Below are 12,720 nucleotides of genomic sequence, written 5' to 3'. Positions count from 1 at the left end.
AGCGCCCCGGGCGCGGACGTGCGAGATTCCGGCTCGGCCCCGACGTCTGGGTGGCGTCCAGCGAAAAAGGGTGTGAGGCCGGCGGCGTGGTACGCTCTCCCCGTCATGACCGTCCTCCGTTCGTCGTTCGATCCGGCCGCCGAGGCGAGCCGCCAGAACGAGGCCCACAATCGGGCGCTGACGGCCGAGCTGCGGGAGCGGCTGCGGACCGTGCAGGCCGGCGGCGGCGTGGCGGCGGTGGCGCGCCACCGGGCGCGCGGCAAGCTGCTGGCCCGCGAGCGCATCGCTCGGCTCTGCGATCCGGGCACGCCGTTTCTGGAGCTTGGCGCACTGGCGGCCTGGGACCAGTACGGCGGTGAAGCGCCCTCGGCCGGCATCGTGACGGGCATCGGGACGGTCAGCGGGCGCGAGGTGATGCTGGTCGCGAACGACGCGACGGTCAAGGGTGGCACGTACTACCCGCTGACGGTGAAGAAGCACCTGCGGGCGCAGGAGGTCGCGGCGCAGAATCGGCTGCCGTGCCTGTACCTGGTGGACTCGGGCGGGGCGTTTCTGCCGCTCCAGGCCGAGGTCTTCCCGGACCGCGACCACTTCGGCCGGATCTTCTACAACCAGGCGCAGATGTCGGCACAGGGCATCGCGCAGATCGCCGTGGTGATGGGCTCCTGCACGGCCGGTGGGGCGTATGTGCCGGCCATGAGCGACGAGTCGATCATCGTGCAGGGGACGGGCACGATCTTCCTGGGCGGGCCGCCCCTGGTGAAGGCCGCCACCGGCGAGGATGTGAGCGCCGAGGATCTCGGCGGTGCGGACGTACACACGCGGCTCTCGGGCGTGGCCGACCACTTCGCCGAGGACGACGAGCAGGCGCTGGGCATCGCGCGGCGGCTGGTGGGCAACCTGACGGCGCAGAAGTCCGAGCCATGGGAGGTGCAGCCAGCGCGCCCGCCGCTGGCCGACCCTGACGACCTGTACGGGCTGATCCCCCGCGACGCCCGCCAGCAGCTTGAGGTCCGCGAAGTGATTGCGCGGCTGGTGGATGGCTCGGAGTTCGACGAGCACAAGGCGCGCTACGGCACGACACTGGTGTGCGGCTTCGCGCGGATCATGGGCTTCCCGGTCGGGATCGTCGCGAACAACGGCATCCTGTTCTCGGAGAGCGCGCTCAAGGCGACGCACTTCATCGAGCTGTGCTGCGCGCGTCGGACGCCGCTGATCTTCTTGCAGAACATCACCGGTTTCATGGTGGGCCGCGAGTACGAGCAGCGGGGCATCGCGCGGGATGGCGCGAAGATGGTGATGGCCGTGGCGAACGCCGCCGTGCCGAAGTTTACGGTCGTGATCGGCGGCTCGTTTGGGGCGGGCAACTACGCGATGTGCGGGCGGGCGTACGGCCCCCGGCAACTGTGGCTCTGGCCGAACAGTCGCACGTCGGTGATGGGCGGCGAGCAGGCGGCGAACGTGTTGCTGACGGTGCGATTAGAGCAGTTGCGGCAGCGGGGCGGCGACCTGTCGCCAGAGGAGCGCGCGGCGTTCGTTGCGCCGATCGTGGAGCGCTACGAGGAGGAGGGCAGCCCATACTACAGCACGGCCCGCCTCTGGGATGATGGGATCATCGATCCGCTGGACACGCGGGCGGTGCTGGCGCAGGGGATCTCGGCGGCGTTGAACGCGCCGATCTCGTTGACGACGTTCGGCGTCCTGCGGATCTGAGTGACCGGATCGCGGGCTGAACGATTCGAGGCGCTGGTGGAGCGGGCGCGGGCCTGCGGCGTGTGTCCTCGCATGGAGGGCCGCACCAGGGCCATCGGCGAGGGGAACGGGCCGCTGGATGCCCGCATCCTGTTCGTGGCCGAAGCGCCCGGCCGGCTCGGGGCGGACCGCACGGGCGTGCCGCTGACCGGCGACCAGACCGGTCGGACCTTCGGGCGGCTGCTGGCAGCGGCCGGCATCGAGCGGAGCCGCGTCTTCGTGACGAACGCGGTGCTGTGCAATCCGCGCCGGCCGGATGGCCGCAACGACCGCCCGACAGCCGCCGAAGTGCGTGCCTGCTCAGCGCATCTACGCGGGACCATCGACCTGCTCGGCCCGGCCTGGGTCGTGAGTCTGGGGCGGGCGGCGCTGGAGGCACTCAGGCTGATCGAGGCGCACGATCGCGTGCTGGCGCGGGATGTGAGCGTCCCGGTTGACTGGTACGGGCGACAACTCGTGCCGCTCTACCATCCTGGTCCGCGCGCGCTGGCGCGCCGGCCCTTCGAGCAGCAGGCGGCGGACTACCGGGCGCTGGCGGCGCTGCTCGGGGGAGCTTGACCGAGGCTTCGGGAGCTTGACAGAGGTCTTGGCGTGACGAAGCCGTGTCGCAGCGGCGACTGATGCCGGCGGGCGGCCTTCCTAGAATGGGAGTACCTCATCCCAGCCCGGTGCGCCGCCGCTTCGCCGTGGCGACGCATCCCCAGACCTGTCAGACAGGAGGCTCACGTCAGATGGCTGCTCGCAAGGGCCGACTGAGCATACGCGGCCCCAGTTCACCCGATCTCGGTCAGGAGCGCCCGACCGAACGCGTCCGCCCGAGCGCCCTGCTCGATCTCGGCATCCGCGACGACACGCCGAACGCCAGTCGGCCGCCGGTCGTGCCATCGCCGCGCCGGTAGGCGGCGGCCCCATCCTGGCTCCCTGAGAGGGACTGGGCAACGACGGCCCGCCGTCTCGCATGCTTTGCACAGGAACCGGGTCTGTCACCGGGCAGAGGGAGCCGATCCGCTGGTTTCCTCTGCTCGTGGATGGACCGTCGCCCCGTCAGAGCAGCTTCTCGGCCAGGATCAGCAGGTCGCCGTCGGCCTCCACCAGCAGTTCGCGGGTGCCGCCGCGCGTCCAGACGTCCTGCAGCACGCGCGCGCCCGGCCCGAGCCGGCGGCTCGCTTCGGCCACGGACTCGACGTGGATGTACGGCACCGTCTGCCCGAGCAGCCGGTCCGTCAACAGGGCGTCGTAGTCGCCGTTCATGAACGCGGCTGAGGCCAGGATCAGCGCGGTCTGGCCGGCCCGCAGCCCGACGCAGCCGTCGTCGCCAGTCTCAACCCGCTCGAACCCGAGCGCCTCGAAGCGTCGGACGGTGGGCGTGATGTCCGGGAGCACCTGAAGCGGCGTGACGCGGAGGACTGAGCGATCCGGGGGCGCGGCGATCATGCGGCAAGGCCTCCATCGGGGTGAGCAGCGCCGCCAGCCTGTCCCCACGACGCGCCAGCGGCCTCTCTAGAATATACGTTCTAGAGAGGCCGCTGCCATCACAAAGCTGTCGCAGGGCGGGCGTCGTTCAGGCCCCGGCTGCCGCCTTGACGATGCCTGCGAACGAGGCTGCTACCAGGCTTGCGCCGCCGACCAGCGCGCCGTCGATGTCGGGCTGGGCCAGCAGCTCGGCCGCGTTGTCCGGCGTGACGCTGCCGCCGTACTGGATGCGGGTTGCGGCGGCGACGTCCGTGCCGAAGAGCGCTTCGACCTCGGCGCGGATGAAGCGGCACCCCTCGTTGGCGTCGGCGACCGTCGCCGCGCGGCCGGTGCCGATGGCCCAGACCGGCTCGTAGGCGACCACCAGCCCTTCGATGCTCGGCAGCCCGTCGAGCGCGACGTGGACCTGCCGCCGCAGCACCGACTCCGTCGCGCCCCAGTGGCGCTCGGCCAGGGTCTCGCCGACGCAGAGGATCGGCAGCAGCCCACCGGCCTGGACGGCCTTGATCTTCTTGGCGACGGTCTCATCCGTCTCCCCGAAGATGCTGCGGCGCTCCGAGTGCCCGATGATGACGTACTGCACCAGCCCGCTCAACATCGCGAGGCTGATCTCGCCGGTGAACGCGCCCTTCGGCTCGTTGGAGGCGTTCTGTGCGCCGACCTGGAGGCCGGTGCCGCGCAGCCGCTCCGAGATCGGGTACAGGGACACGAACGGCGGGCAAACCACCCGGTCCACCGCGCCGACCTCGCCGATCAGCGGGAGCAGGGCATCGACGAGCGCCAGCCCCTCGCCGATGGTGGTGTTCATCTTCCAGTTGCCAGCCACTATCGGGCGGCGCGAGCCAGGCATAAAGCTGAGCCTCTCTCGGGCGATCTGACGCCCGGTGCGTGCGCCCGGCCCGACGACGACCGGTCTGCGCCAACCGGCTCGCTCGGGCATCAGCGCACGCAGTTCCTTGGATCAAGAATAGGGCCTGGCATCAGCGTCGGCAGGCCGAGTCTGTCATCCCGAACGAAGCGAGGAACGAGCCCACACCACTCGTCACCCCGACCGCGGCGAGGAACGCGCACCCTCGACGTCATCCCGACCGCGGCGAGAAACGACCTCCCGTCCGTCATCCCGACCGTAGCGAGGAACGAGTGAAGTGGAGGGATCTTCCCCGGTCACCTGAACACCGGACTTGAAGAAGATCCCTCGACTGCGTTCGCAAGCTCACTCCGCTCGGGATGACAGTGATGGAGATGCTCGCTCCGCTCGGGACGACGGAGTGTGGTGCATGTTCACTCTGCTCGGGATGACGGAGTGTGGTGCATGTTCATTCGGCTCGGGATGACGGTGATGGAGATGCTCACTCTGCTCGGGATACTTGAGCGGAGTGAGCACCGATGACTCAGCGTGCTAGGCGTCGTCCAGGGCCGCGACCCCGGGCAGCTCCTTGCCTTCCAGCAGCTCCAACGACGCGCCGCCGCCGGTTGAGATGTGCGTCATCTTGTCGGCGAGGCCAAGCTGCTCGACGGCCGCCACCGACTCGCCGCCGCCGATCACCGTGACGGCAGACGACGCGGCCAGCACCTGGGCGATGGCCCTGGTGCCCTCGGCGAAGGCCGGGATCTCGAAGACGCCCATCGGGCCGTTCCAGAGGACCGTGCCGGCGTTTGCGAGCGCCGCGCTGTAGGCCGCCACTGACTTCGGGCCGATGTCCACGATGGCGCGGTCTGCCGGGACGGCGGATGCATCCACCACCTCGCCCGTCGCACCCTCTTCGACCTTCGCCGTCACCACGACATCGGTCGGCAGCAGCAGCTCGACGCCGCGCTCCTTGGCCCGCGTGTCAAGGTCCGCGGCCGTGGCGACGAGGTCGGCCTCCAGCAGCGACGTGCCGACCTCCAGGCCACGGGCCTTGAGGAACGTGTTCGCCATGCCGCCGCCGATCAGCAGCTTGTCCACCCGCTGGAGCATGCTCTCCAGCACGCCGAGCTTGCTGGAGACCTTCGCGCCGCCGACGATGGCCACGAACGGCTTCCTGGGGCTTTCCAGGATGCCGCCGAGGACTTCCAGCTCCTTGTGCATCAGGAAGCCGGCCGCTGACGGCAGGTACTCCGCGATGCCGGCCGTCGAGACGTGCGCGCGGTGGGCCGCCCCGAAGGCGTCGTTGACGTAGAGATCGCCGAGGGCCGCGAGCTGCCGGGCGAAGTCCGGCTCGTTCTTCTCTTCCTCGGCGTGGAAGCGGACGTTCTCCAGCAGGAGGACATCGCCGGGCTTCAGCGCCTTGACGGCCGCGACGACCTCCGGGCCGACGCAGTCCGGGGCCAGCGGCACCGTGATGCCAAGCTGCTTGCTCAGCTCGGCGGCCACTGGCTTGAGGCTGTACTTCGGGTTTGGCTGACCTTTCGGCCGGCCGAAGTGAGCCATCAGCACGAGCTTCGCGCCGTGCTCGCGGAGGTAGGCGATGGTCGGGAGCGTCGCCACGATCCGGGTCGCATCAGCAACGTGCCCCTCGCTGTCGAGGGGCACGTTGTAATCGACCCGGACCAGGACGGTCTTCCCAGAGACGTCCAGGTCGCGGATCGAGCGTTTCACGATCAGGCCTCCAGGCGCTCCGCCACGTACGCCGTGATGTCGGCGAGGCGGTTGGCGTAGCCCCACTCGTTGTCGTACCAGGAGACGACCTTGCAGAAGTCGTCGCCGATCATCAGGGTGTCCATCGCGCTGAAGATGGTCGAGTGCGTGTCGCCCTTGAGGTCCGTCGAGACGAGCGGCTCCTCGGTGTACCGCATGATGCCCTTGAGGTCGCCGTCGGCGGCCTCCTGCATCGCGGCGTTGATGGCGTCCTTGTCCGTCTTCTTCTCGAGGATCGCCGTGAAGTCGATCACCGAGACGGTCGGGGTCGGGACGCGGAACGCCATGCCGCCGAACTTGCCCTGCAGCTCCGGAATGACCAGGCCGACAGCCCGGGCCGCGCCCGTGGCGGACGGCACGATGTTCAGGGCGGCGGCGCGGGCGTCGCGCAGGTCGGAGGTGGCGACGTCCAGCAGACGCTGCGAGTTGGTGTAGGCGTGGACCGTCGTCAGGAGGCCCTTGCTGATGCCGTAGTTGTCGAACAGCACCTTGGCGACCGGCGCGAGGCCGTTGGTGGTGCAGGAGGCGTTCGAGATGACGTGGTGGCTCTTCGGATCGTACTTCTTCTCGTTGACGCCGAGGACGACGGTGATGTCCTCGTTGCGGGCGGGCGCGGAGATGATGACCTTCTTGGCGCCGGCGTCGATGTGGGCCTTCGCCTTCTTGGCGTCCGTGAAGAAGCCGGTCGACTCGACGACCACAGCGACTCCGAGCTTCTTCCACGGGATGTTGGCCGGGTCGCGCTCGGCGGTGATGGCGATCTCGTTGCCGTCGATAGTGATGCTGGTGTCCTGCGCCTCGACGGTGCCGGCGTGCGGGCCGTAGCTGCTGTCGTACTTGAACAGGTGGGCGTTCGTCCTGGTGTCGAGCAGATCGTTGATCGCGACGACCTCGATGACCTCGCCGTACTTCCGCAGGATATTCTTGAGCGCCTGCCGCCCGATCCGACCGAACCCGTTGATGCCTACCCGAACCTTGGCCATCAGAAGCCTCCCAACTGCACCGGTCTGGGCCGGCGCGCGCGTCAGCTGCTTGCCCGCCAAACTGAACCCGACGGATCTGTCATCTCGACCGCGGCGAGGCACGAGCGGAGTGGAGGGATCTCCCTTACAGGGGAGCCGGATCGAGACGGAAGATCCCTCGACTTCGTTCGGAAGCTTCCTCCGCGCGGGATGACCGTAGAGCCATCAGCTTCTGCCTGGTGGAGTACTCGTTGTCGAGGCCCGAGGCGGCCGCCCGTGCGAGCCGCTTCGGAGCCGGGGGTGCCAGCTATTCGAAGTCTGCGTAGGGGGTGCGGCCGGCGTAGATCGCCGCGAGGCCCAGCTCCTCCTCGATCCGTAGGAGCTGGTTGTACTTGGCGACTCGCTCGGAGCGGGCCGGTGCGCCGGTCTTGATCTGGCCGACGTTGGTGCCAACGGCCAGATCGGCGATGGTCGTGTCCTCGGTCTCGCCGGAGCGGTGGGACATCACGGCGGTGAAGCCGGCCTGGAGGGCCATGCCGACGGTGTCCAGGGTCTCGGTGATGGTGCCGATCTGGTTGACCTTGACCAGGATCGAGTTGGCGATGTCCTCGTCGATGCCGCGCTGGAGCCGCTTGGAGTTGGTGACGAAGAGATCGTCGCCGACGAGCTGGACGCGCGCGCCCAGCCGCTCGGTCAGGATCTTCCAGCCTTCCCAGTCGTCCTCGGAGAGGCCGTCCTCGATGGAGAGGATCGGGTAGGAGGAGACGAGGCCTTCGTACAGGGAGACCATCTCGGCGGCGGTGAGGCTTGCGCCTTCGCGCTCGAGGACATAGAGGCCATCCTTGTACAGCTCGGTGGCGGCCACGTCGAGGGCCAGGGCGACGTCGTCGCCGGGTTTGTAGCCGGCCGTCTCGATGGCCTCGATGATCAGATCCAGCGGGGCGCGGTTGGTCGGCAGGCTCGGGGCGAAGCCGCCCTCATCGCCAACCGTGGTGCCGAGGCCGCGCTTGTGGAGCACCCGGTGCAGGGCGTGGTAGACCTCCGCGCCCATCTGGAGGGCGGCGGCGAAGCTGGGCGCGCCGACCGGCAGGACCATGAACTCCTGGAAGTCGGAGCTGTTCTCGGCGTGCTTGCCGCCGTTCATGATATTCATCATCGGGACAGGCAGGGTCCGCGCGGAGATCCCGCCGACGTACCGGTAGAGGGAGACGCCGACCTCGTCGGCAGCGGCCCGCAGGCAGGCCAGCGAGGCGCCGAGGATGGCGTTCGCGCCGAGGGCGGCCTTGTTGGGGGTGCCGTCCAGGGCCAGCAGGGTCTGGTCGATGGCGGCCTGGCTCAGCACGTCCTCGCCGATCAGGGCTTCGGCGATGGCGCCGTCCACGTTGGCGACGGCCGTCAGAACGCCCTTGCCGCCGTAGGCGCCGGCATCGCCATCTCGTAGCTCGACGGCTTCGTGCGCGCCGGTCGACGCGCCGGACGGCACGGCTGCCCGACCGACGATCCCACTGTCGAGCGTGACTTCGACCTCAACCGTCGGGTTTCCGCGTGAATCGAGGATTTGCCGACCGCGTACGTTGGTGATCGTGCTCAACAGCCACTCCTACAGCGAGCCTTGGGGCCGGACGGCCCTGATGACGGTTTCACGCTATCTTTCGCCTGAAAGGGTAGCACAGCGTCGGGCGGATTCAGGGAGTGACAGCGCTCATATCTTTCGCAGGGACAACGCACCAGGGCAACGGGCTGGCGCGCGGCTAACCTCACCCCCTGCCCCCTCTCCGGCGCGGAGAGGGGGTTGGGGGGTGAGGTACCTACACGGTCGCCGGCCGCTTCGTGTCGCCGCCACGACGGACCCGCCGGCGCGGGCGGCCCGACGGGCGCTTCGGTCCACGCGTCTCGGCCAGCAGGCGACAGAAGGCGCAGCGCTCGGTGGTGGTCGGCTGCTCGCACTCGACGCACGGGCGCAGCTCGTGGGGGTCGTCGGCGGCGAAGGCGGCGCGGCCCTTGTCGAGGAAGCCGAACAGAAACGCCTGCTTGGTCCCCGGCGACTGCGCCTCCAGCACGTTGAGCGCTTCCTTGTGGAGGATCGACTTCGCGCCGACGGCGTTCGGGCACTCCTCCACGACGTACTCGATGCCTCGGATCACCGCGTAGGCGGCCGTCTCGTGTTCCGAGAGGCGGTAGAGGGGCTTGACCTTGCGGACCAGCCCGGCATCCTCCGCTTCGAGGACCGGCGACTGCCGCGCGAGGTAGCCGGTCTGCCAGTGGAGGACGTTGCCGAGCAGGGTGGCGGCCTCGTCGTCCAGGTTGTGGCCGGTCGCCACGATCCCGTAGCCGCGCGTCGACGCCTCGTGGTTGAACAGGTAGCGCTTGGCGAGGCCGCAGCCCGAGCAGGGCGCGCGGCGCGTCTGGCTGGCGATCAGCGGGACCGTCACGCCGTACTGCTCGTCCAGGCCGGCGACGTGCAGCGTGCGCTCGCGCGGGGCGGCGAACTGCTCGCACATCTCGCGCGAAGTGCTCGAATACTCGCCGATGCCGAGATCGATGTAGAGGCCGTCGGCGTCGTAGCCCAGGTCCAGCAGCACGTCCCAGAGCGCCAGCGAGTCCTTGCCGCCGCTCACCGCGACCAGGATCTTCTCGTCCTTCGAGAACATACGGTCGTGCTTGATCGCCTTCTCGACCTGATCGTGAAAGAAGCGGACGAAGCACTCGCCGCAGTACGACGCGTTGTGCCGCCGAACCTCGACCCACGCCTCGTCACGGCACCGTGTGCAGCGCATCGGCTAGGCCCCCCCTGACATGACGGGCCGCACCTCGACCACGTCGTCGCCGTCGATCCAGGCATCGCGGGTCAGCAGCCGGTTGCCCTTGATGACCAGCACCGTCTCCGGCACGATGCCGAGCTCGCGGAGCGCCTCGCTGACCTGGCGGCGGCCCTCCAGCGGGATCTCGCGCCGCTTCGGTATCCGCATCACGATGGTCGGCACGCCGTTCCTCCCGCCCGGTCGCAGTCCGGGGTGTGATGTCCGCCTGTGCCCACGACGCCCGTGCTCGGGCCGCGCGGCCCGGCCGTGACCCGTTCGTTCTTCTCTGTGATGCCGCCGTTCACGGTTGTGACACGACCGTTGCGGGCCGTGTGACCGCTGTGACGAGCCGTGAGGTCCGGAGACAGCCCACATTGGTCAGGGTGCGCGGCGAAGGTTCTTCCAGGCGTCGTGACGCTTTCGTAGTATAAGGCTCGCTCCGCTCCCGGACCCTGCTCCGCTCCGTGACCGCGCGCTGTTGTGGAACCCCCGCATCATGCGCGAACGCTCGTTTCTGGCGTACCCCTCACCTGGAGGCCCGCTCTCTTGCTCGGACTCCTCTGCACCACCACCGCACTCCGCACCCAGCTTCCAGCGGCCCTCGTGGCGCGCGCCAGGGAGCTTCGCCGGAGCGCAACCCTCGCGCGGCGGCGGTCGCCCCGGCCGATGGCCCGGCGGGTGGCGATGCCGGCGTCGCTGGCCCTCGCCACGACCGCCGCCGGCGCGGTCAGCCTGTCGTCCGCCTCGACGATGGCCGTCCCGATGGCGTCGCTCGAACGGGGCGCGCCCTCCTGGTCAACGCTGCTGCTGGCGACGATGGCCTTGATGCTGGCGACGGCCGGCCTCTGGCGGCAGGACGCCGTGCTGAGCGTGACCAGGATCGCGCTGGACGGTCTGCGCGATCACGAGGTGCTGGCGGTGGAGATCGACGGCGCGGACCGCCCGGCGATGGATCCGCGCCTCGCCTACGTGCTCGATCCGCGCTCGCGCCCGCTGGAGCCGGGGGCGGGCCGGTTGCGGCGCATCGGGGTGCAGCCGTTCGAGTACGCCGTTCGCGAGGGGGAGACCGTCCAGGAGATCGCCATCCGCTTCGGGGTGGATGTGAGCGCGCTGCTCTGGAACAACGGGCTGGACGACGCCGAGCAGGTGCAGCCCGGCGCGCGCTTGATGATCCTGCCGGTGCGTGGCGTCCTGCACCTCGTGAAGGACGATGAGACGGTCGAGAGTATCGCGGCGCGCTACGGCAGCCGTGCAGCCGACATCCTCACGGCCAATGCGCTGGACGGGCTGGCGCGGCTGACGGCGGGGCAGATCCTGGTGGTGGCCGGCGGGACCGTCCCGATGCCGGTCGCGCTGACGCCGCCATCGGCCGGCGAGCCGCTGGCCCTGACCGTGGCCGACACCGCGCTCCTCGAGGCCGAAGCCGAGGCTGCGCCGACCGCCACGTCCGCGCCAGCGCCGGAGATCCTGCCCGAGCCGCCCGGAGCCGCCGACTGGCAGCGCGACTTCATCATGAAGATCGCCCCTGGGGCGCGCGCCTCGATGCGGAAGACCGGCGTGCCGGCCTCGGTGGCGCTGGCCCAGGCGATCCTCGAATCGGACTGGGGCCGCAGCAAGCTGACCCGCGAGGCGAACAACCTGTTCGGCATCAAGGCGTACCGCGATCCTGGCAGCGCCGGCATCTACGAGATCAACACCTGGGAGGTGATCGGCGGGCGGAACGTGACGGTGCTGGCGGCGTTCAAGGCGTACACCACGCTGGCCGATTCGATTGTCGATCACGGCAACTGGTTCCACGACAACCGTCGCTACGCCGACGCACTGGCCGTCCGCGCCAACCCGCGCGCCTTCGCCTACGCGATCAACGCTGCCGGCTACGCCACCGATCCGGCCTACGCGCCGAAGCTGATCCAGCTGATGGACCGCTTCAACCTGTACGCCTACGACGTGCGGGACGGCGAGTGACGTTGCCCCCGCTACGTCTCGCCCGAGAGCGCCCCTCGCCCCCCGCCCCGCTCTCCCGCGTGCGGGAGATGATGTCGGCGAAGCCGATATTTGTGCCGCGCAGCGGGGCGGGGGTGAGGGGCGTATCATCGATCGGGCCGGCCGATGAGTGACCGGCAGCCTGAGTCGGCCGTCGCGACGTTGCCGCCAGGGACGGCCGGCAAGGTTGGCGAGCTGCGGCTGGAGTTCGGCGAGCGGGCGGGCAAGACGCGGCTGCTGACCGTGCGCTGCCGGGTGCCGTTCCACGTCGGGCGTGTGCTCTACCCCGAGCGCGACTGGCCGGAGCTGGGGCACGTCCTGGTGACTATGCCGACGGGCGGCTTCGTGCAGGGCGACACGGCGACGATGGCGGTCATCGTGCGGGACGGCGCGCGGGTCCACCTGACCTCCCAGAGCGCCACGCGGGCCTACCGCTGTGAAGCCGCCCCGATTCGCCAGCAGCTGTCGCTGGAGGCACGCGGCGACAGCCTGCTGGAGTGGTGGCCCGACCCGCTGATCCCGTTCGCGGGGTCGGACGTGGATCAGACGCTCGCGGTGACCGTGGACGAACGCGCCACCGTCCTGCTGGCCGACTGCTGGCTGGCGGGCCGTGTCGCACGGGGCGAGATCCACCAGTATGCGCGGTTGGCACTGACCACCCAGGCCCAGCGGCCGGACGGCGCGGTGTTGTTTCGGGATGCGCTGCGGCTGGAGCCTGGGAAGCAGCCGCCGCTGTCGCTCGGCATCCTGGGTGATGCGCTGGCCGTCGGCAGCTTCTTCCTGATCGGCCCTGGCGTGGCCGAGCGGCTCGGGCCGGGGCTGGCCGCCACGCTGACCTCGCTCCTGCCCGGCCGGGCGGCGGCCTCCCGGCTGCCGGGCGATGTCGGGCTGGTCGTGCGGGTGCTGGCACGCAGGTCAGACGAGTTGCGGCTGGCTCAACGCAAGATCCTGGTGCTGGCGCGGCGCGCGCTGTTCGGGCGCGCGGCCGGGCACGAGTACAAGCCGTAGGCGGGGTTTCGTGGGTCGTGGGTCGTGGGTCGTGGGTCGTGGGTCGTGGGTCGTGGGTCGTGGGTCGTGGGTCGTGGGTCGTGGGTCGTGGGTCGTGGGTCGTGGGTCGTGGGTCGTGGGT

At 69.8% G+C, this 12,720-nt stretch carries 12 protein-coding genes; 5 read left to right on the top strand and 7 right to left on the bottom strand.

What is annotated here, in order from left to right:
• The first annotated feature begins 105 nt into the window (after positions 1-105).
• The 3 genes from IT306_19340 to IT306_19330 all read left to right on the top strand — a co-directional run bounded on the left by IT306_19340 (position 106) and on the right by IT306_19330 (position 2,651).
• On the top strand, positions 106-1,713 hold the full coding sequence (locus IT306_19340; GenBank protein ID MCC7370584.1) for a methylcrotonoyl-CoA carboxylase: 1,608 nt from the start codon (positions 106-108) through the stop codon (positions 1,711-1,713).
• 72 nt (positions 1,714-1,785) lie between these two features.
• Positions 1,786-2,310, top strand: a complete 525-nt coding sequence (locus IT306_19335; GenBank protein MCC7370583.1) for a uracil-DNA glycosylase — start codon at positions 1,786-1,788, stop codon at positions 2,308-2,310.
• 173 nt (positions 2,311-2,483) lie between these two features.
• Positions 2,484-2,651 carry a hypothetical protein gene (locus IT306_19330; GenBank protein MCC7370582.1) on the top strand — a complete coding sequence of 56 codons (168 nt, stop codon included), beginning with the start codon at positions 2,484-2,486 and terminating at the stop codon, positions 2,649-2,651.
• A 145-nt stretch (positions 2,652-2,796) separates the two neighbouring features.
• On the opposite strand, the gene IT306_19325 is transcribed toward IT306_19330, so the two are convergent.
• The 7 genes from IT306_19325 to IT306_19295 all read right to left on the bottom strand — a co-directional run bounded on the left by IT306_19325 (position 2,797) and on the right by IT306_19295 (position 9,791).
• Positions 2,797-3,186: a hypothetical protein gene (locus IT306_19325; GenBank protein MCC7370581.1), complete on the bottom strand. Its 390-nt coding sequence runs from the start codon at positions 3,184-3,186 to the stop codon at positions 2,797-2,799.
• A gap of 127 nt (positions 3,187-3,313) precedes the next feature.
• Positions 3,314-4,075 (bottom strand): triose-phosphate isomerase, encoded by a 762-nt coding sequence (locus tag IT306_19320; protein MCC7370580.1) that lies wholly within the window; start codon positions 4,073-4,075, stop codon positions 3,314-3,316.
• Between the two features lie 549 nt (positions 4,076-4,624).
• Positions 4,625-5,809 (bottom strand): phosphoglycerate kinase, encoded by a 1,185-nt coding sequence (locus IT306_19315; GenBank protein ID MCC7370579.1) that lies wholly within the window; start codon positions 5,807-5,809, stop codon positions 4,625-4,627.
• Positions 5,809-6,828 (bottom strand): type I glyceraldehyde-3-phosphate dehydrogenase, encoded by a 1,020-nt coding sequence (gene gap / locus IT306_19310; protein ID MCC7370578.1) that lies wholly within the window; start codon positions 6,826-6,828, stop codon positions 5,809-5,811. The genes IT306_19315 and gap overlap by 1 nt, the downstream gene beginning before the upstream one ends.
• 286 nt (positions 6,829-7,114) lie before the next feature.
• The gene (gene eno, locus IT306_19305) at positions 7,115-8,398 is read right to left on the bottom strand and encodes a phosphopyruvate hydratase (protein MCC7370577.1); all 1,284 of its coding nucleotides are present in this window, start codon (positions 8,396-8,398) and stop codon (positions 7,115-7,117) included.
• Positions 8,399-8,615: 217 nt separating this feature from the next.
• Positions 8,616-9,584: an adenine nucleotide alpha hydrolase family protein gene (locus tag IT306_19300; GenBank protein ID MCC7370576.1), complete on the bottom strand. Its 969-nt coding sequence runs from the start codon at positions 9,582-9,584 to the stop codon at positions 8,616-8,618.
• Positions 9,585-9,587: 3 nt separating this feature from the next.
• Positions 9,588-9,791: a thiamine biosynthesis protein ThiS gene (locus IT306_19295; protein ID MCC7370575.1), complete on the bottom strand. Its 204-nt coding sequence runs from the start codon at positions 9,789-9,791 to the stop codon at positions 9,588-9,590.
• 363 nt (positions 9,792-10,154) lie between these two features.
• Here IT306_19295 and IT306_19290 point away from each other — a divergent pair, with 363 nt between their 5' ends.
• Both IT306_19290 and IT306_19285 read left to right on the top strand, forming a co-directional pair.
• Complete coding sequence (locus IT306_19290) at positions 10,155-11,573, top strand: glucosaminidase domain-containing protein (GenBank protein MCC7370574.1); 1,419 nt, start codon at positions 10,155-10,157, stop codon at positions 11,571-11,573.
• A 144-nt stretch (positions 11,574-11,717) separates the two neighbouring features.
• Positions 11,718-12,599 (top strand): urease accessory protein UreD, encoded by an 882-nt coding sequence (locus IT306_19285; protein ID MCC7370573.1) that lies wholly within the window; start codon positions 11,718-11,720, stop codon positions 12,597-12,599.
• Positions 12,600-12,720 lie beyond the last annotated feature (121 nt).

This window comes from Chloroflexota bacterium (genome assembly GCA_020850535.1).
Classification (GTDB): Bacteria; Chloroflexota; UBA6077; order UBA6077; family JACCZL01; genus JADZEM01.
Note: the sequence above shows the minus strand (reverse complement) of the source record. Positions and strands in the feature narration are given on the sequence as shown.